Consider the following 17,792-nt stretch of genomic DNA (forward strand, 5'->3'; position numbering starts at 1 on the left):
ATTGCAGGGCGGATTCCGAAAGGTCAAGACCCCGATGTCGACACTCGCCTCCTCCCCGGCACGGCCGGCCAGCCAGGACGCCGTGCTCGCTTTCGCGTGGGACTCGTCCGAGTTCACCGCGACCGACGCGTTGCAGTCCACGGGGTTGACGCGCTCGACGACGATCGAAGCGACCGACGCGCTGGTCGCCCGCGGCCTCCTGCGCGAGCTGCCGAACGCCCGCCTCGCGGGGGATTACCGCAAGGGTCGCCCCGCCCGGCGCTTCGCCCTGCGCGAGGACGCGGCCGTCGTCGTCGGCGTCGACGCGGGCCACGAGCACGTCTCGGTCGCCGTCGCCGATCTGCGTGGACGGCGGATCGCGGATGCCGACGCCCGCCTCGTCCTCGACCGTGACGACGCGGCCGCCCGTGCCGCCGTGGTCGCCGACGCGATCGACCGAGCCCTGGCCGCCGCCGGCGTCTCGCGCGCCGACGTCCTCGCCGTGTGCGCCGGGGTCCCGGCGCCGGTCGACCGTACGGGGCGGTCACCGCGGCATCCGACGCGCTTCTGGGAACGGATGAACCCCGACCTCGTCGACGTCCTGTCATGGGCGCCGCTCGTGCGGATCGAGAACGACGCATCGCTCGCTGCCGTCGCGGAGGGGTCGATCGGCGCGGCCGTCGGATGCCAGGACTACATCGCCCTGCTGGCGGGGTCGCGCTTGGGCGCCGGGGTGGTCGTCGACGGCCGCCTGCTGCGCGGGAGTCACGGCGGGGTCGGCGAGATGGTCGCCTTCGACCACGTCGACGGTGTGCACGGCGCCGAGGGCCTGGGATCGCGCGCCGCGGACCTGGCGCGTGAGATGGTGCGCTCGGGCGAGGCGACCGCGGGCATCCGCGAGCTCGCGCCGGAGTCTCTGGACGCGCGTCGCGTCCTCGAGATGGCCGCGCAGGGAGACGCCGACGCGCGTCGCATCGTCGAGCGCGTGGGCCTCATTCTCGCGCGCATCGTCAGCGTCCTGGGCAGCATGTTCGACCCCGAGCGGGTCGTCGTCTCGGGCGCGATCGCCGATGGCGTCGCCGAGGTGGTCGCCGCCGCGCGGCGGTCGCTGCCGACCGACCTCGACCTGCCCGCCCCCGAGCTCGTCGCCTCGACCCTGGGCGGCGAGGTGGTCGTCGTCGGAGCGGTCGCCGCCGCCGTGGCGTCGGCGCGCGAACGGGTGCTCGACGTCTGGGGCGCAGCCGGCTGAGTCAGCTCGCGCCGCGGCGCGGGTCCTGACCGGAGCGCGTGTAGGCGCGCCACAGGATGCGGGCGTGGCGCTCCTTCGCGCGCTCGACGCCCTCTTCGTCGCCACGGGCGGCGCAGTACCACTCCGCGGCGCGCTCCCGCAGGGCGCTGAGCACGACGTCGAGCCCCGCGTGCGGCGGCGGCGGCACGATCGCCTTCTCCGCCGGCATCCGCCCCTTCGGCGCGAGGGAATCGTTCGCGTGCTTCACGATGAGGTCGGCCGCACCGACCGCGTGCGCGTTGATGATCGAGTGCGCCGCTCCCCGGATCTCCCACCGCCGCGCGCGACGGGCGGCGTCGACCAGCCGCGAGTGGAACCGCCGCGGGGACGTCGCGTCGTACTCGCCGCGGATCAACAGGACGGATGCCTTGACCCGCGGCATCCGCTCGATCAGCCGGTATCGCAGCAGGTGCGGCAGGACCTGCACGAAGTACACGAAGCCGCAAAGGACGTACGCCGACAGCGCCGTCATGGCGAGGTGGAACGTCTCGCGGGTCGCGGACTGCGCGAACCGCAGCGCGACGATCGGCAGCGACGACTCCTGGTCGTTGACCACGGGGCTGACGAGCACGGCGTGCCGCAGCTGCGGTCGGCGGATGAGCACCTCGGTCACGACCTGCGTGCCCATCGAGTGGCCGATGACCACGGGATCCTCGAGGCCGTAGTGGTCGAGGACCTCTTCGACCCGGTCGGCGAAGAACTCGGCTGTCGGCTGGTCACCGGGTCGCGGCATCCCGGCGAATCCCGGCAGGTCGAGGGCGAACACGTCGCCGTGCTCGGCGAGCGAGGGCGCGAGGAACTCGAAGTAGGTCGCCGCGACACCGACCCCCGCCACCAGCACGAACGGCCGGCCGCCGTCTCCGGCCGTCGTCTCGACGCGGGTGACGCGCGTGCGGCGGTCGCCGTGTCCGACGTGCTCGACGTCGACGTCGGGGGCGTCCTCGGTCGCGGGCATGCCCCCAGGATGCCAGGTCGCACAGGATGCCAGGTCGCACAGAGTGCCCGGTCGCACGGGTTGCTAGCGCACCCGCCTAGCCCGCACAAGCGCTGGGGATCGCGCCGGGCCGTTCCTACGCTGACGCCATGCTGCGCCACCTCGTCATCGTGCTGGGAGATCAGCTCGATCACGAGTCGAGCGCGTTCGACGACTTCGACCCCGAGCGGGATGCGGTCTGGATGGCCGAGGTCGCCGAGGAGTCCGAGCACGTCTGGAGCACGAAGCAGCGCACCGCTGTCTTCCTCGCCGCCATGCGGCACTTCGCCGCCGAACTGACGGATGTCGGGCGCGCCGTCCACTACGCGAAGCTCGATGCCCGCGGGACCAAGAGGTCTCTCGCCGATCAGCTCACCGCCGACCTGGCGAAGCTGAAGCCCGAAGGTCTCGTCATGACCGAGCCCGGGGAGTGGCGTGTGCGGGAGGCGCTCCGCGGAGTGGCGGAGACCACCGGCATCCCGTCGGAGATCCGCGAGGACCGGCACTTCTTCTGCACCGTCGCGGAGTTCGCCGAGCACGCCGAGGGGCGCGCGTCGCTGCGGATGGAGTACTTCTACCGCGAGATGCGCAAGACGCACGACGTACTGATGACGACGCGAGGGCAGCCGCACGGCGGGCAGTGGAACTACGACGCCGACAATCGCAAGTCGTTCCCGAAGCAGGGGCCAGGGCTCGTCCCGCCGCGCGCCCGGTTCGAGCCCGACGAGATCACCCGCGAGGTGCTCGCCCTCGTCGAGAAGAAGTTCAGCGACCACCCGGGGTCGCTCGACTCCTTCGCGTGGCCGGTCACCCGGGCGCAGGCGCTCGAGGCGCTCGATCTGTTCGTCGAGGAGCGACTGCCGGGCTTCGGCGAGACGCAGGACGCGATGTGGCCGGGCGAGCCGTGGCTGTGGCACGCGCACCTGTCGTCGTCGATGAACCTCAAGATGCTCACCCCCCGCGAGGTCGTCGTCGCGGCCGAAGCGGCCTACCGCGACAAGAAGGCGCCGCTCGCGTCGGTCGAAGGGTTCATCCGCCAGATCCTGGGCTGGCGGGAGTACGTCCGAGGGATCTACTGGACGCAGATGCCGGGATACCTGGAGCGGAATGCGTTCGAGGCTTTCGAGCCGCTCCCCGACTTCTACTGGACCGGCGAGACGGCGATGGCCTGCCTGCAGGACGCCATCGGCACGACGCTCGAGAACGGGTACGCGCACCACATTCAGCGACTCATGGTCACGGGCCTGTACGCGATGCTCATCGGCGTCGACCCGAAGGAGGTGCACGCCTGGTACCTCGCCGTCTATGTGGACGCCGTCGAGTGGGCGGAGCTGCCCAACACCCTCGGGATGAGCCAGTATGCCGACGGCGGGCTGATGGGCAGCAAGCCGTATGCCGCGACCGGCAGATACATCGATCGCATGAGTCCGTACTGCAAGACGTGCCCGTTCGACCCGGCGAAGCGCATCGGTGAGGATGCCTGTCCGTTCACAACGCTGTATTGGGACTACCTCATTCGGCACGAGGAGCCCCTCGCCGCCAACCATCGCATGTCGCTGCAGGTGAAGAACGTATCGCGCCTGGACGACGACGAGATCAGCGGCATCCGTGAGCGCGCCGACGCGATCCGTCGCGGCGACATCGCCGTCCCGCACGCCTGAGCAAGGAGATAGCCATGACCTCGACCGACATCGCCCTCGTGACCGGCGCCCGTGGCGGCGTCGGCAGCGCTCTGGTCGCCCGAATGCGGGCGCGCGGGCTGCGCGTCGTGGCCGTGGGCCGGGATGCCGCATCCCTCGCCTCCGTCGAGGCGGACGCGCACATCGAGGCCGACGTGACGACGCCCGAGGGTTCCGCGGCGGCGCTCGACGGATGCCGGGCCGAGTTGGGCGACGCGCCGGCATGGCTGGCGCACGCCGTGGGTAGCACGCTCATCACCCCACTGCACCGCACGAAGGCCGACGCCGCGCGGGAGATCCTTCGGGTCAACCTCGAGAGCAGCATCTGGATCCTCCAGGCGTGGCTCGAGGCCACCGGCAAAGAGCCCGGCGCTGCCGTGTTCGCGAGTTCGGTCGTCGCGCGCATCGGCGTCGCGAACCACGAAGCGATCGCCGCCGCGAAGGGCGGCGTCGAGGCGCTCGTGCGGAGCGCCGCCGCGACATATGCGAGCCGCGGCATCCGCGTGAACGCGGTCGCGCCCGGAATGACCGACACCCCGATGACGGCAGGGATGCTGAGCGTGCCGATGCAGCGCGAAGGGGCCGAGAAGCAGTACCCGCTCGGCGGGGTGCAGAGCGCGGACGAGGTCGCCGCAGTCATGGACTGGCTGCTGTCGGCTGATGCTGCCCGCATCACCGGTCAGGCGATCCCCGTCGACGGCGGATTCACCACCATCCGGCCGCTCGTGAAGTAGGTCAGCGGGTCACGACGTAGACGTCGTCGTCGCCCTGCGTGACGGTGAGAGTGGTCTCGTCACCCCCCTGGTAGACGGGCCACGCGTCGCCGGTGGAGCACAGGTCGACTCGGTCGCGCGGGAACTCGCCCGCGTCGATCCCGTCCGCCGTCACGACCACGAGCGCCTGGGCGTCGTCGCGGTCCGAGAGGTCGGGGACGGCCTTCGCGTCGACGTCGAGACGGGCGGCCACATCCTCCGCAGCCTCATACGGGCAGGCGATGGTGAATCGCTCCGCGCCGTCGTCGAAGAGCAGGTCGCGGATCGGCAGGGTCGATCCCTCGGAGGCCGCACTGAGCACGTTTTCCTCGACGTCGCCCGACGAGGGCGCGCAGGCGGTCGTCACACCGACGGCGAGGAGGGCGAGGGACAGAGCGGCGAGTGAGCGGTTCATGCCTCCTGTCTACGGGGATGCCGCGCCGACCTCATCGGCCCCGCGACGCATCCGTGTCCGTCAGAAGGATGACGCTGTCAGCCCGCCTCGAGGATGCGCTTCGCCTTCTGGAGCGAGGAGGTGAGCGTCGACCGCACTTCGCCGGCGACCATCCCCTGTGCGAGCCGCATGACGCCGGTGGGTTCCCCCTCGATCCGCACGGTCACAAGCGTCGCACCGTTCGCGTCGGCGAACCGGAGCTCGGACGAGGTCGGCATGATCCCACTCGTGCTGGTGATGGCCATCCGCTCGCCGGGCTCATACGCCGTGACGCGCCAGTCGAACGAGAACTCACGTCCCACCGCTCGCATCCGGGTGTGCAGGGTCGACCCGACACCGACCGGCGGAGGCGAGGTGACCTCCTCGCTGATGACGGACTCGTCCCACCGGGCGCGGCCCTCGGTGAAGAAGTCGAACACCTCGGCTACCGGGCGGTCGATCGTGACGGACTCAGCGACGGTGAACATCTCCTCACCCTAGGTGCGGTGCGGAGGGTGGGGGCTACTCTTCGAACGATGCCGCTCATCAAGCCACCGCATGCCGATCCGTCGCTGGATCGGTTCGACGACGGCGCGGGCGTTCTGGCGCTGGAAGGCCGCGACGTGGGATTCGTGTTCACAGCGAAGCAATGGTTCTGGAGTCTCTCCTGGCCACTCCGACGACAGTGGTGGATCTGGTACATCGTCGTGTGGAACGACGGTGAGCGCGAGAGGTCGACCGAGGACTACCCGCCCTTCATCGCCGTTGAGGAGATGAAGGGCGGACATCTCACGGTGGACAGCGAGGACGACAGCCGCTCCGGTCGATACGACCTGCGATGGCTCCACCCTCGAGGGGCAGATGAGGCGCGCACGAGGTGGTCGATCACACCGGCATCCTTCTGACTCCGGAGTCTCGGTGTCACCGGATGCAAGGGGTCCGCGGCGACACGCCGGCTCTGGATGCCGGGGCGCGGCGTGTCGCGCGGCATCCATTGCATCCGCGAACACCCCCGCGAACACCCGGCCGCGGCCCAGCCCTCAGCCCCGCACAACCCCTTGGAACCCGCGCAGGCGCAGGCTGTTCGTCACCACGAACACCGACGACAGGGCCATGGCCGCCGCCGCCACCAGCGGGTTGAGCAGCGCGGCCATCGCCAGCGGGATCGCCGCCACGTTGTACGCGAACGCCCAGAACAGGTTGCCCTTGATGATCCCGAGCGTGCGCCGCGCGAGCCGCACCGCGTCGGCGACGACGATCGGGTCGCCCGAGACGACGGTGATGTCGGATGCCGCGATCGCCGCATCCGTTCCGCCGCCCATCGCGATGCCGAGGTCGGCGGCCGCGAGCGCCGCGGCGTCGTTGACGCCGTCGCCCACCATCGCCACGACTCGACCCTCGCCCTGCAGACGGCGGATCGTGTCGAGCTTGCCGGCCGGCGTCACCCCGGCCTCGACGCGGGAGATCCCGACCTCGGCCGCGACGCGCGCCGCAGAAGACGCGGTGTCGCCGGTCAGCAGGATCGGTTCGAGTCCGAGCTCGCGGAACCGGGCGATCGCCGCGGCACTCGACGACTTCACGGTGTCGGCGACGACGATCGCGCCGAGGTACACGCCGTCACGAGCGACGGCAACGACCGTCCCCTCGGGCAGGCCGGCGGACACAGCAACGGCCCACTGCTCGGCGAGCCACGACGGACGGCCCGCGACGACCGCCGCGCTGTCGACGATCCCCTGCACGCCGAATCCGGCGTGCGACTGGAACGACTCGACACCACGCGGAGCCGACGTCGCGTCGACGATCGCGCGGGCGACCGGGTGTTCCGACCCTGACTCCACTGCCCCCGCGACCGCCAGCAGCTCCTCCCGAGCAACCCCCGCGGGCAGCACCTCCGTGACACGCATGCGCCCGGTCGTCACCGTCCCGGTCTTGTCGAGGACGATGGTGTCGACCGTACGCGTCTGCTCGAGCACTTGCGGCCCGCGGATGAGGATGCCGAGCTGCGACCCGCGCCCGGTGCCCACCAGCAGCGCGGTCGGAGTCGCCAGGCCGAGTGCACACGGGCAGGCGATGATGAGCGTCGCGACGGCCGCGGTGAATGCGAGCTCCCAGGGCGCCCCCGCGATCAGCCAACCGACGAGGGCGGCGAGCGCGAGCACGATCACGACCGGGACGAAGATCGCCGAGACGCGGTCGGCGAGGCGCTGCACCCGAGCCTTACCGGTCTGCGCCTCCTCCATGAGCCGTCGCATGCGGGCGAGCTCGGTGTCGGCGCCGACGCGGGTGATCTGCACCTCGAGGCGCCCGCCGACGTTGATCGTCGCGCCCACGACGCGCGAGCCCTCGGCGACCTCGACGGGCATCGACTCGCCGGTCAGCATGCTCGCGTCGACGCTGCTCATCCCCGCGGTGACGAGTCCATCCGACGGGATCTTCTCGCCGGGGCGGACGACGACCGTGTCGCCGACGACGAGCTGAGAGACCGGAACGCGCGTCTCGACACCGTTGTGCAGCTTCGCGGCATCCGTCGCGCCGAGTTCGAGCAGCGCGCGCAGCGCCTCGGACGACGCCCGCTTCGCGCGCGCCTCGATGTAGCGACCCGCGAGGATGAAGACCGTCACGAGCGCGGCGACCTCGAGGTAGATCTCGTGCCCGCCCGCCTGCGGAGCGCCGACCAGCGTGAACGACATCGTCATGCCGGGCATGCCCGCGCCACCGAAGAACAGGGCGTACAGCGACCAGCCGAACGAGGCGATGACGCCGAGGCTGATGAGGGTGTCCATCGTCGCGGCGCCGTGGCGCAGGTTGACGGCGGCGGCCCCGTGGAACGGCCACGCGCCCCACACCGCGACGGGAGCCGCGAGCGTGAGGGCGAGCCACTGCCAGTACTCGAACTGCAGCGCCGGGACCATCGATAGCACCGCGACCGGCAGCGACAGCGCCGCGCTGATCAGCAGGCGCCGGCGGAGCGGGCGCGTCTCGTCTTCCGGCTCGCCGACCTCGGGTTCGGGCGCCGGAACCGTCGCCGCGTACCCGGCGGCCTCGACGGTCGCGATGAGCTGGGCGGTGTCGACACCGTCGGCCCGTACGCGCGCCTTCTCGGTCGCGTAATTGACGGATGCCTCGACGCCGGGCATCTTGTTGAGCTTGCGCTCGATCCGGGTGGCGCACGACGCGCACGTCATCCCCGAGATGTCGAGCTCGACGTCGGTGAGGCTCATGCCGAGACCCGGGTGTAGCCGGCCTCCTCGACAGCGGCGGTGAGGGCGTCGTCGTCGACGGGCTGCGCGCTGTGCACCGTGACGCGCGACGAGCCACCCGCGACGAGCTCGACCGAGACGGCCTCGACACCTTCGATCTCGGACAGCTCCTCGCGGACGCTCGCGACGCAGTGCCCGCAGGTCATGCCTGCGACGAGGATCTCCTCGTTGATGGCGGATGCCGGTGCCGCGGAAGCGGCGGGGGTCGGGACGTCGGTGAGTCCGAGCTGGATGCGTTCGGTCATGGCGGTGTCCTCCGGGGGTGTCAGGAGCGGACGAGACGCGCGATCGCGTCGTTCGCCTCGCGGATCTTGTCGGCGGCCACCTGGCCGCCTTCGGCGCTCGCCTCGGCGACGCAGTGGCTGAGGTGGTCGGACAGCAGCGAGAGCGCGACGGTCTCGAGCGCCTTCGTCGCGGCGGAGACCTGCGTGAGGATGTCGATGCAGTACTTGTCTTCGTCGACCATGCGCGCGATCCCGCGCACCTGGCCTTCGACGCGGCGCAGCCGCTTCTGCAGGTCGTCCTTGTTCGCGTCGTACCCGTTCATGGCCGATACCATACCCCCCTAGGGTATGAGGGTCAAGGATCGGGGCTCAGGCCTCCTCGACCTCGTCGGACACCAGGGTCAGGTGCTCCCGCGCCGACGCCTCGGCATCGACGCCGCGGCCGTCATGGATCGCCTGGGCCGTCGCGAGGTGGGCTTCGAGGGTGCCGACGCGCGGCATCCCGGGCGTGAGACCTCGCACCGCACGACCCCGCAGGATCTCGGCGATCGGGTCGCTCAGCTGCAGGAAGAGCGGGTTGCCCGACGTGCGCAGGAGCAGTCGGTGATACGCGATGTCGGCCTCGAGGTACTCGTCCGAGTCGCCGAGCCCCTGACTGCCGAGGTCGCTCAGCTTCGTCGCCCACCGCAGCAGCTCGTCGCGCTCGGTCGCGGACGCGCGCTCCGCCGCGAGCCGCGCCGCGACGGGCTCGACGGCGACGCGGAGTTCGGTGAGCTCGATGATCACGTCGCGCCGGTTCGGGCCGTCGAGGGACCATTCGATGATGTCGGCGTTCAGGGCGTCCCACTCCCCCCGAGGGCGGACGACGAGCCCGACCCGGCGACGCGACGTCAACAGCCCGTGGGCTTCGAGCACGCGTACCGCTTCACGCACGACGGTCCGCGACGCCGCGAACGACTCCTCGAGCCCGGCGAGGGTCAGACCCGTCCCAGGTGCGAGCTCGCCGCCGACGATGCGGCGACCGAGGGTCTCGACGATGTGGGCGTGGGACGCGGTGGTGACGGGCGTGGGCATCGGTGTCCTTCGTTGCGACCCTCACGTTACCCCGCGGATGCCGGGGGAACAGTCGCGGCATCCGAAAAGTACTACTAATCGCTTGCGATAAGTAGTACTTATGTGGCACCGTGGGCTCGCTGCCGGGAAAGACCCCGGCATCGGGACGATTCACTGGAGAACACACCCATGGACGAGTGGACGCAAACACTCGGAGCAGTGCCCCTGCTTCTGATCGCGGCCGGAGCGGTCGCCCTGATCCTGCTGCTCATCATCAAGGTCCGCATGCACGCGTTCATCGTGCTCGTGCTGGTCTCGCTGCTGACCGCACTGGTCACCGGCATCCCGGTCGGCAGCATCGGCAAGGTGCTGATCGACAGCTTCAGCTCGACCGTCGGCACGGTAGCGCTCCTCGTCGGCTTCGGAGCGATGCTCGGCGCCCTCATCGAGAGCTCCGGCGGCGCCCGCGTGCTCGCCGAGAAGATGGTCTCGGTCTTCGGGGAGAAGCGTGCCGCCATCGCCCTGAGCGTCGCCTCGCTCCTCATGGGCTTCCCGATGTTCTTCGACGCCGGCCTCGTCGTCATGCTGCCGATCATCTTCGCGGTGGCCCGCCGCATCGGCGGCAAGCACATGCTGCTTTACGGCATCTCGGCCGCCGCCGCATTCTCGGTCATGCACGTCTTCGTCCCGCCGCACCCCGGCCCCATCACGGCCAGCGAGACCTACGGCGCGAACCTCGGGCTCGTGCTGCTCATCGGTCTCGTCGTCGCGATCCCCACGTGGTACGTCAGCGGTTACCTCTGGGCGCGCTTCATCGATCGCCGCATCCCGCTCGCCATACCGCGCCTGTTCGGCGAGGACGTCGAACCCACGAACCCGCCCAAGGCCGGCACCGTCATCGGCGTCATCGCCATCCCGCTGGTCCTGATCCTCCTGAACACCGGTTCCGCCGCGCTCGTCTCTTCGGGAGCCGTCGACGGCGCTGCCGTCTGGGTGCAGGTGCTCGGCCTCATCGGCACGAGCCAGGTCGCCCTGCTGATCGCCGTCCTCGTCGCCCTGTTCGTTCTCGGCACCCGCCGCGGCGTCGGCGGCAGCGCGCTCGACAAGATCGTCGAGTCGTCGCTCGGACCGATCTGCTCGGTCGTGCTCATCACCGGAGCGGGCGGCATGTTCGGTGGCGTCCTGCGCGCCTCGGGCATCGGCGACGCGCTCTCGGACTCGCTCGCCTCGATCGGCGTCCCGGTCATCTTCGCCGCCTACATCATCGCGGTCCTGCTTCGCGTGGCGCAGGGGTCGGCGACCGTCGCCCTCGTCACCGCCGCGGGGCTCGTCGCACCCGCCGTCGTGTCGGGCGGCTTCAACCCGCTGCAGGTCGCCTGTATCGTCCTCGCCACCGCGGCGGGCTCCGTCTTCGCGGGTCACGTGAACGACTCGGGCTTCTGGCTCGTCGGCCGCCTCATGGGCATGGACGTCAAGACGACACTCAAGACCTGGACCGTGCAGCAGGCCATCGAGTCGGTCGTCGGCTTCCTCATCGTGCTCGGCATCTTCGGCCTGGTGTCCCTTGTCTGACGTCTTCGACCTGACCGGCCGCCTTGCCCTCGTGACGGGATCGTCGCGGGGGCTCGGGCAGAGCCTCGCCGTGGGCCTCGCAGAGGCCGGCGCCCGCGTCATCGTGCACGGTCGCGACGCCGATGCGGTGGAGCGCAGCGCCGAGGCGATCGGCGAGCGCACCGGCATCCGTCCCGCGACGGTGATGTTCGACGTGACGGATGCCGCGGCCGTCGAAGCCGCGATCGGCGAACTCGTCGAGCGGGTCGGGACCCCCGACATCCTCGTCAACAACGCGGGCATCCAGCGGCGGGCACCCTTTGCGGAGTTCCCTGTCGCGGACTGGGATGCGGTGATCTCGAGCAACCTGTCGAGCGCGTTCTACGTGTCGCGCTTCGTCGCGCCCGGCATGATCGCGCGCGGCTCCGGCAAGATCATCAACATCGCCTCGGTCCAGTCCCTGCTCGGCCGCCAGACCATCGCGCCGTATGCGGCGAGCAAGGGCGGCATCGCCCAGCTCAGCCGGGGGATGGCCGCCGATCTGGCGCGCCACGGCATCCAGGTCAACACGCTGTCGCCGGGCTACTTCGCCACCGAGATGAACGCGGCGCTCGTCGCCGACGCGGACTTCTCGGACTGGATCGCCCAGCGCACTCCGGCCGGCCGCTGGGGTGATGTCGCGGAGCTGCGCGGACCGCTCGTGTTCCTCGCCTCGGCGGCGAGCGACTTCGTGAACGGCCAGAACCTGTTCGTCGACGGCGGCATGACCGCGGTCGTCTGACGCGAACACCCGAGGAGTGACACACATGGACGCCGTCGTCATCAACGGAAAGCTCGACCTCACTGTGACCGCGCAGCCGGTGCCGATCCCCGGCGCGGGCGAGGTGCGGATCCGCGTCGGGTACGTGGGGATCTGCGGGTCCGACCTGCACTATTACGGCGAGGGGGCGAACGGCGCGTTCGTCGTCACCGAGCCCCTCGTTCCCGGGCACGAGCTGTCGGGGTGGGTCGACCTCGACCCGTCCGGCCTGCTCTCCCCGGAAACACCCGTGACGGTCCATCCGGCGCGGTTCGGGCCCGAAGGGCCCACTCCCGTCGAGCCGCATCTGCGCCTCGGCGGCAGCTACCTCGGGAGCGCCGCGACAACCCCGCACACGCAGGGCGCGATGAGCGAGTATCTGGTGGTGGATGCCGGCATGATCCGGACCCTGCCCGAGGATCTGCCCGTGCGGCGCGCCGTCCTGGCCGAGCCCTTGGCCGTCGCCCTGCACGGCGCGGGTCGGGCGGGCTCCCTCGCCGACGCACGCGTGCTCGTCTGCGGCGCCGGTCCCATCGGGCTGCTCGCCGTCGTGGCCGCACAGGAGGCGGGAGCTGCGAGCGTCGAGATCACCGACCTGCTGCCCGAACCGCTCGAGCGCGCCCGGGCGCTGGGTGCCGACGGCGTCTGGCGCGTGGGCGAGGACGAGATCCCGGCCGACGCCTACGATGTCGTCCTCGAGTGCTCGGGCGCCGCGTCCGCCGTTTCGTCGGCGATCGCCACCGTCCGCCGCCGCGGCACCGTCGTGCAGATCGGGATGCTGCCGAACCAGCCGGTCGGCGTGAACATCGCGCCGCTCATCTCCAAAGAGGCCACGCTCACCGGCGCCTTCCGATTCCTCGACGAGATCGACCGAGCGATCGAGGTCCTGAGCCGCCGCCCCGAGATCGAGTGCGTCATCACCCAGGAGTTCGCTCCGGCTGACGCGATCGAGGCGTTTGAGACGGCCCGGCGCCCCGCCGACAGCAGCAAGGTCGTCGTCGCGATGAGTTCTGCGAGAGTGGAATCGTGAGCAGCACACCGCGCGTCGTCGTCATGGGACCCAGCGGGTCGGGCAAGACCGCGGTCGGTGCCGCCCTCGCGGTCGATCTGGGCGTGGACTTCGTCGACGCCGACGACCTGCATCCCGCCGCGAACGTCGAGAAGATGGAGGCCGGCCACCCCCTCGACGACGACGACCGCGCACCCTGGCTCGACATCGTCGGACGGACCCTCGCCGAGGCACCCGGCCTCGTCGTCGCATGCTCCGCGCTGGCGCTTCGCTATCGCGACCGCATCCGGGCCGCCGCGCCCGACGTGCGCTTCGTCGAGCTGCTGGTGTCGTCTGAGGAGCTCGATCGTCGGATGCGATCGCGCCAGCACTTCATGCCGCCGGCGCTCCTCGCCTCGCAGCTCGCGATCCTCGAGCATCTCGAACAGGATGAGCCGGGCGTCGCCGTCGAGAACGTCGGTCGGATCCTCGACGTCGCGCGTCGCGCGCGCATCGCGCTGGACACCTGAGCGGGCCGGGGGCGTCGTCGGGGTGGACACAACCCCCTCCGTGGAACGCCGGTGCAGGCGCAGGATGGTGTCGTGACCTCCACCGTTCTTGTCGCCGGCGCCACCGGTGACCTCGGCGGGCGCATCTCTCGCGAGCTGCTCCTGCACGACGTCCGCCTGCGCGTCCTCACCCGCCCCGGCAACTCCGCGGCAGCCGACCGCTTCGGTGACGACCCGCGCCTCGAGATCGTGTCGGCGGAGTACTCGGATCACCGAGCTCTCGTGCGGGCCGCCAGCGGCTGCGACGTGGTCGTCTCTGCGATCAGCGGCACGCGGCCGGTGATCGTCGATGCGCAGCGCGCGCTGCTCGCCGCTGCCGTCGCTGCCGGTGTGCCCCGGTTCCTCCCCTCGGACTACTCCGCCGACTACCGTCGCCTCACGCCGGGGACGAACCGCAATCTCGAGTTGCGGCGGGAGTTCGCGGCGGATGCCGACGCCGCTCCGATCCGGACGACCTCGGTTCTCAACGGGATGTTCACCGAACTGCTCGCCGGCGCGGCCCCGATGATCCTCCGCGACCGGAAACTCGTCCTCTTCTGGTCTTCCGCCGACCAGACGCTCGACCTCACGACGAAGGACGATGTCGCCCGGGTCGTCGCGCTGGTCGCCCTCGACCCCGATGCTCCGCGCGTCGTCGAGGTCGCCGGTGACCGCCTGACCGCCCGAGACGTGGCGAACCTCGCCTCCGAGCTCTCGGGTGAGAGGTTCCGCCTGCAGTGGGCGGGCACGACCGGCACGCTGTCCGCCATGGCCTCGGTCGGACGTCGACTGTCGCGCGATCCCGACGACACGTTCCCCGCATGGCAGGGCATGCAGTACTTCGTGAGCATGTTCAGCGGCGAGGCCCAACTGCTCCACGTCGACAACGACCGCTACGGCCCTCACGCCTGGACGTCCGTCCGCGACATCCTGCAGCCCTGGCTCGCGAGCCCGGGAGCTCACCCCGCCTGAGTGCCCGACCCCGCTGAGCGCAAGGACGCCCGCGCCTCACGTTTGGCCGCATACAATCGCGGAACACGGACGTCCGCGCCGTTGCCCACCCGAGGAGACCCGCCATCGACGACCACCGCGCGCCGGTATCCCTCGCCTCTGCGTCGGCGACGCTCGGCCGCCTGGTCCACATCTCACGCCCGGTGCTCTGGATCAACACGATCGGCACGGGCGTGCTCGGGATGTGGCTCACGGGGCAGTTGCTGGATGTCGCGGCGATCCCGCTGCTGCTCTGGCTCACGCTGCCGTTCAATCTGCTGATCTACGGCGTGAACGACATCTTCGACCAGGAGACCGACGCGCTGAACCCCCGCAAGGGAACGATCGAGGGCGCCCGGATCGACCCGCGCGAGGTGCGACTCATCGTGTGGGCCGTCGCGATCACGAACGTCCCGTTCCTGCTGTGGTTCCTCGTCGCCTATCCGCCGGCGGCGGTCGGGTTGATCCTCCTGTACACCGCGGTGTTCGTCTTCTACTCGGCGCCGCCACTGCGCTTCAAACAGCGCCCGTTCCTCGACTCACTGAGCAACGCCGCCTACGGCCTGCCGCTGCTGATCGTGCCGGTGGCCCTCGAGGCACCCCCACTGTGGCCGGCGGTCGTCGGGCTGCTCGTGTGGAGCGTCGCGAAGCACGCCTACGACGCCGTGCAGGACATCGACGAGGATCGCGAGGCCGGCATCCGGACCACCGCCGTGCTGCTCGGTCCGCGCGGGACCGCGGTGTGGAGCGGATGCTGGTGGCTGGCGTCCACGGTGCTGTTCGCGTTCGTCAGCATCCCGGTCGCGGCCCTCAACCTCGCGATCTCCGGTGTCCTCGTCGTGTGGCTGCTGGTGCGCCCGACACCCGCGGCCGGTCGCCGGATGTATCCGGTCTCGATCGCGTTCCCCTACGTGGCCGGATCGGTGGCGAGCGGTCTGCAGCTGACCAAGATGTTCTTCGAGGCGTACGGATGAGCCGCGTCGTGGTGGTCGGTGCCGGGCTCGGGGGGCTGGCGGCATCCGCTCTGCTCGCCCATGCCGGGCACGACGTGACCCTGCTCGAAGCCGCGGACCGGATCGGCGGCAAGAGTCGACGCCTCGAGGTCGATGGCGAGCGTATCGACTCGGGGCCGTCGCTCGTGACCTTTCCCGGGGTGTGGGACGAGCTGTGCGCGCGTCTCGGCACGGATCCGGGCGCGCTCGACCTCGAGCGCCTGCCCGAGGTCGGCCGGTACTACTACGACGGCGAGGAGGTCGCGCTGCCGGTGCCGCCGGAACACCGGTGGTACCCGGCATGGAAGCGTTTCAGCGACCTGCACGCTCCGCTCGCCGACGACGTGACCGCGCTGCTCGTCGCCGATCCGCTCGATCGGCGGTCGCTGCCCGCCCTCCGCCGGTTGCTCGCCGTGTACGGTCCGAGGCTGAGCACACGCGCCTACCTCGACAGCCTCACGTGGATGCCCGACGGCCTGCGCGAGATCATCGCGATCCACACGCTCAACGCCGGGGTGGCGCCGTCGCAGACGCCCGCGCTGTACGCGAGCATGCCGGCGATCATGGCGGCATCCGGCGTGTGGGTTCCGCGGGGCGGCGTCTACGAGATCCCGCTCGCGCTGGCGCACATGGCGGATGCCGCAGGCGTCGACATCCGCACCGGCGAAACCGTGATGCGCATCGAGCGCGGCCGGGTGACCACCGCCGGCGGGTCGTTCGCCGCCGACATCGTCGTGAGCGCGCTGGACGCCGACCGTGTCGACGCGCTGCTCGGCCGGCGGCCACGGCGTGCGCGGGCGCTGTCGTGCTCGGCGGTCGCGATCTACGGTGCGCTGCGGGAGCCGCTTCCCGAGCGGATCGCCGCGCACAGCGTCATCCTGCCGACGAAGCCCGACGCGCTGTTCCGCAGCCTCGCCGCGGGCGACGAGCCGGCCGACACGATGGCGTTCGTGAACCTGTACCGCGCGGGCGAGATCTACCCGAACGGGCGCAGCACGCTCGCCGTCCTGCTCACCGCTCCCGCCGACGCGTCGGGGTACGGCCTCGAGCATCCGTTCGTGCGGCGCGAGGTCGAGCGGATCTCGCGGACGATGGGCCTCGACGAGGTGCTCACCGACACGATGACGGATGCCGCCGTGCTCGACCCGCGCTACTTCGGCACTTTCGGCGAGCGTTACGGCGCACTGTACGGCGCGGGGCGTCCCCTGTGGATGAGCGGGCCGTTCCATCAGCCCGCGCACCACGATCCCCGCACTCCGTGGCTCTGGCGCGTGGGCGCATCCGTGCACCCCGGCGGGGGGATACCCGCTGTGCTCGGCGGAGCGATGATCGTCGCCGCGAAGCTGTTGCGGCGACATCCGGTCTGATCGGGTCCGGAGCGTGGAGAAACACGGGTGAAACGCAGACGGCTTAGCTTCGAGAGGAGAAGATAAGAGGCCGGCCGGGGGTGAGTCCACGAGATGCAGACTCCCGAGCTGGTCCGAGCCGCCCAGGCACTGCAGGCCCTCATAGACAATGCCGTCACCCAGGGTCTCGAGAAGCTACCCGCCGAGCGGGAACTGGCTGACCAGCTTGGGGTTTCGCGCAATATGGTGCGGCGCGCGCTCGAGATCCTCGAGAACGAGGGCGCAGTCGTTCGTTCGCAAGGGCGCAGTGGCGGGGCTTTCATCACCGCGGTGACAGAGTCCGCACCCGTGTCGTCCACGCTGTTCGACGCGCACGAGCGAAAGCTCGAACGCGACCTGAACGCGATCAAGGGGATCCCGCAGATGCTGGCCGAGCAGGGGTTCGAAGCAAGCACGCGCGTGCTCTCCGAGTCGGTGGAGGATGCATCCCCCGGTATCGCCAGGGCCTTGGGCCTCACCGCAGGCGCTCCGGTGATATCCCTCCTCCGGCTGCGCCTCGCCGACGGACGGCCGCTGTCGTTGGAGCGGATGTTTCTGGACGCGGACGTATTCCCTGATCTGCTGACGTACAGTCCGATCGGGTCACTGTACGCCCTTCTCGCCACGCACTATGGCGTGACGGTGACAACAGCCGAGGAACACGTCGAGGTCGTTCAGGCGTCACGGCAGGTCGCCGACCTCCTCGATGTAAAGCCGTGGGCGCCCGTTCTCGCACTGCGCCGCGTCAGCCGACGCGCGGACGGCTCCCCGGTGGAGGCATCCATCGACCTCTTCCGGCCAGAACTCACCCGGCTCATCGTACGAACGGTCGTCGGCTGACGAGGACTGACTTCGCTGCGCGCGGACCAGCAATGGTCGCCGCCCGCGCCGCCGCATC

At 70.6% G+C, this 17,792-nt stretch carries 18 protein-coding genes and 1 pseudogene; 12 read left to right on the forward strand and 7 right to left on the reverse strand.

Translation table 11 applies throughout. The features are described 5' to 3' along the window. Positions 1-34 precede the first annotated feature (34 nt). Complete coding sequence (locus tag ACIGEP_RS10240) at positions 35-1,228, forward strand: ROK family protein (protein WP_396661519.1); 1,194 nt, start codon at positions 35-37, stop codon at positions 1,226-1,228. A 1-nt stretch (position 1,229) separates the two neighbouring features. On the opposite strand, the gene ACIGEP_RS10245 is transcribed toward ACIGEP_RS10240, so the two are convergent. After that, entirely contained in the window at positions 1,230-2,222 is a 993-nt protein-coding gene (locus ACIGEP_RS10245) for an alpha/beta fold hydrolase (protein ID WP_396661520.1), read from the reverse strand. Between the two features lie 128 nt (positions 2,223-2,350). Here ACIGEP_RS10245 and ACIGEP_RS10250 point away from each other — a divergent pair, with 128 nt between their 5' ends. Further along, on the forward strand, positions 2,351-3,901 hold the full coding sequence (locus ACIGEP_RS10250) for a cryptochrome/photolyase family protein (protein WP_396661521.1): 1,551 nt from the start codon (positions 2,351-2,353) through the stop codon (positions 3,899-3,901). Between the two features lie 14 nt (positions 3,902-3,915). Continuing rightward, a complete protein-coding gene (locus ACIGEP_RS10255) occupies positions 3,916-4,653 on the forward strand; it encodes an SDR family NAD(P)-dependent oxidoreductase (RefSeq protein ID WP_396661522.1) in 738 nt (245 codons plus the stop codon). A gap of 1 nt (position 4,654) precedes the next feature. Here the strand turns inward: ACIGEP_RS10255 and ACIGEP_RS10260 are convergent, their stop codons facing one another. Together ACIGEP_RS10260 and ACIGEP_RS10265 are read right to left on the reverse strand one after the other, a co-directional pair. Further along, on the reverse strand, positions 4,655-5,086 hold the full coding sequence (locus tag ACIGEP_RS10260; protein ID WP_396661523.1) for a hypothetical protein: 432 nt from the start codon (positions 5,084-5,086) through the stop codon (positions 4,655-4,657). A 77-nt stretch (positions 5,087-5,163) separates the two neighbouring features. Beyond that, positions 5,164-5,592 (reverse strand): SRPBCC family protein, encoded by a 429-nt coding sequence (locus tag ACIGEP_RS10265; protein ID WP_396661524.1) that lies wholly within the window; start codon positions 5,590-5,592, stop codon positions 5,164-5,166. Positions 5,593-5,640: 48 nt separating this feature from the next. Between ACIGEP_RS10265 and ACIGEP_RS10270 the strand changes: the two genes are divergently transcribed. Next, on the forward strand, positions 5,641-6,009 hold the full coding sequence (locus ACIGEP_RS10270; protein ID WP_396661525.1) for a hypothetical protein: 369 nt from the start codon (positions 5,641-5,643) through the stop codon (positions 6,007-6,009). A gap of 135 nt (positions 6,010-6,144) precedes the next feature. Here the strand turns inward: ACIGEP_RS10270 and ACIGEP_RS10275 are convergent, their stop codons facing one another. Genes ACIGEP_RS10275 through ACIGEP_RS10290 form a run of 4 tightly spaced genes read right to left on the reverse strand, consistent with a single transcriptional unit; the run spans position 6,145 to position 9,662 of the window. Next, positions 6,145-8,325, reverse strand: a complete 2,181-nt coding sequence (locus tag ACIGEP_RS10275) for a heavy metal translocating P-type ATPase (RefSeq protein WP_396661526.1) — start codon at positions 8,323-8,325, stop codon at positions 6,145-6,147. Continuing rightward, a complete protein-coding gene (locus ACIGEP_RS10280) occupies positions 8,322-8,609 on the reverse strand; it encodes a heavy-metal-associated domain-containing protein (protein ID WP_396661527.1) in 288 nt (95 codons plus the stop codon). Before ACIGEP_RS10280 ends, ACIGEP_RS10275 begins: the two co-directional genes overlap by 4 nt. Before the next feature lie 20 nt (positions 8,610-8,629). After that, on the reverse strand, positions 8,630-8,911 hold the full coding sequence (locus ACIGEP_RS10285) for a metal-sensitive transcriptional regulator (protein WP_018187744.1): 282 nt from the start codon (positions 8,909-8,911) through the stop codon (positions 8,630-8,632). A gap of 46 nt (positions 8,912-8,957) precedes the next feature. Then, entirely contained in the window at positions 8,958-9,662 is a 705-nt protein-coding gene (locus ACIGEP_RS10290; RefSeq protein WP_396661528.1) for a FadR/GntR family transcriptional regulator, read from the reverse strand. A gap of 168 nt (positions 9,663-9,830) precedes the next feature. Between ACIGEP_RS10290 and ACIGEP_RS10295 the strand changes: the two genes are divergently transcribed. The 8 genes and pseudogenes from ACIGEP_RS10295 (at position 9,831) to ACIGEP_RS10330 (ending at position 17,734) form a co-directional block, all read left to right on the forward strand. After that, entirely contained in the window at positions 9,831-11,213 is a 1,383-nt protein-coding gene (locus tag ACIGEP_RS10295) for a GntP family permease (protein ID WP_396661529.1), read from the forward strand. After that, the gene (locus ACIGEP_RS10300; RefSeq protein ID WP_396661530.1) at positions 11,206-11,973 is read left to right on the forward strand and encodes an SDR family oxidoreductase; all 768 of its coding nucleotides are present in this window, start codon (positions 11,206-11,208) and stop codon (positions 11,971-11,973) included. Before ACIGEP_RS10295 ends, ACIGEP_RS10300 begins: the two co-directional genes overlap by 8 nt. A gap of 25 nt (positions 11,974-11,998) precedes the next feature. Beyond that, positions 11,999-13,021, forward strand: a complete 1,023-nt coding sequence (locus ACIGEP_RS10305) for a zinc-binding dehydrogenase (RefSeq protein ID WP_396661531.1) — start codon at positions 11,999-12,001, stop codon at positions 13,019-13,021. Further along, positions 13,018-13,509, forward strand: coding sequence for a gluconokinase (locus ACIGEP_RS10310; RefSeq protein ID WP_396661532.1), 492 nt, complete (start codon positions 13,018-13,020; stop codon positions 13,507-13,509). The genes ACIGEP_RS10305 and ACIGEP_RS10310 overlap by 4 nt, the downstream gene beginning before the upstream one ends. Positions 13,510-13,581: 72 nt before the next feature. Next, on the forward strand, positions 13,582-14,499 hold the full coding sequence (locus tag ACIGEP_RS10315) for an NmrA family NAD(P)-binding protein (protein WP_396661533.1): 918 nt from the start codon (positions 13,582-13,584) through the stop codon (positions 14,497-14,499). Between the two features lie 104 nt (positions 14,500-14,603). Beyond that, positions 14,604-15,452, forward strand: a pseudogene (locus ACIGEP_RS10320) (UbiA family prenyltransferase); the annotation flags it as partial. Then, positions 15,359-16,876, forward strand: a complete 1,518-nt coding sequence (locus ACIGEP_RS10325; RefSeq protein ID WP_396661534.1) for a phytoene desaturase family protein — start codon at positions 15,359-15,361, stop codon at positions 16,874-16,876. The pseudogene ACIGEP_RS10320 and the gene ACIGEP_RS10325, both read left to right, overlap by 94 nt. A gap of 93 nt (positions 16,877-16,969) precedes the next feature. Further along, a complete protein-coding gene (locus ACIGEP_RS10330) occupies positions 16,970-17,734 on the forward strand; it encodes a GntR family transcriptional regulator (protein WP_396661536.1) in 765 nt (254 codons plus the stop codon). Positions 17,735-17,792 lie beyond the last annotated feature (58 nt).

The organism is Microbacterium sp. NPDC077663 (assembly GCF_044542795.1).
Lineage (GTDB): Bacteria > Actinomycetota > Actinomycetes > Actinomycetales > Microbacteriaceae > Microbacterium.

Coding starts and splice junctions, on each gene's coding strand:
- ACIGEP_RS10250 (WP_396661521.1), top strand. CDS start 2,351: ATGCTGCGCCACCTCGTCATCGTGCTGGGAGATCAGCTCGATCACGAG.
- ACIGEP_RS10295 (WP_396661529.1), top strand. CDS start 9,831: ATGGACGAGTGGACGCAAACACTCGGAGCAGTGCCCCTGCTTCTGATC.
- ACIGEP_RS10285 (WP_018187744.1), bottom strand. CDS start 8,911: ATGAACGGGTACGACGCGAACAAGGACGACCTGCAGAAGCGGCTGCGC.
- ACIGEP_RS10245 (WP_396661520.1), bottom strand. CDS start 2,222: ATGCCCGCGACCGAGGACGCCCCCGACGTCGACGTCGAGCACGTCGGA.
- ACIGEP_RS10240 (WP_396661519.1), top strand. CDS start 35: ATGTCGACACTCGCCTCCTCCCCGGCACGGCCGGCCAGCCAGGACGCC.
- ACIGEP_RS10330 (WP_396661536.1), top strand. CDS start 16,970: ATGCAGACTCCCGAGCTGGTCCGAGCCGCCCAGGCACTGCAGGCCCTC.
- ACIGEP_RS10255 (WP_396661522.1), top strand. CDS start 3,916: ATGACCTCGACCGACATCGCCCTCGTGACCGGCGCCCGTGGCGGCGTC.
- ACIGEP_RS10260 (WP_396661523.1), bottom strand. CDS start 5,086: ATGAACCGCTCACTCGCCGCTCTGTCCCTCGCCCTCCTCGCCGTCGGT.
- ACIGEP_RS10290 (WP_396661528.1), bottom strand. CDS start 9,662: ATGCCCACGCCCGTCACCACCGCGTCCCACGCCCACATCGTCGAGACC.
- ACIGEP_RS10265 (WP_396661524.1), bottom strand. CDS start 5,592: ATGTTCACCGTCGCTGAGTCCGTCACGATCGACCGCCCGGTAGCCGAG.
- ACIGEP_RS10275 (WP_396661526.1), bottom strand. CDS start 8,325: ATGAGCCTCACCGACGTCGAGCTCGACATCTCGGGGATGACGTGCGCG.
- ACIGEP_RS10305 (WP_396661531.1), top strand. CDS start 11,999: ATGGACGCCGTCGTCATCAACGGAAAGCTCGACCTCACTGTGACCGCG.
- ACIGEP_RS10280 (WP_396661527.1), bottom strand. CDS start 8,609: ATGACCGAACGCATCCAGCTCGGACTCACCGACGTCCCGACCCCCGCC.
- ACIGEP_RS10270 (WP_396661525.1), top strand. CDS start 5,641: ATGCCGCTCATCAAGCCACCGCATGCCGATCCGTCGCTGGATCGGTTC.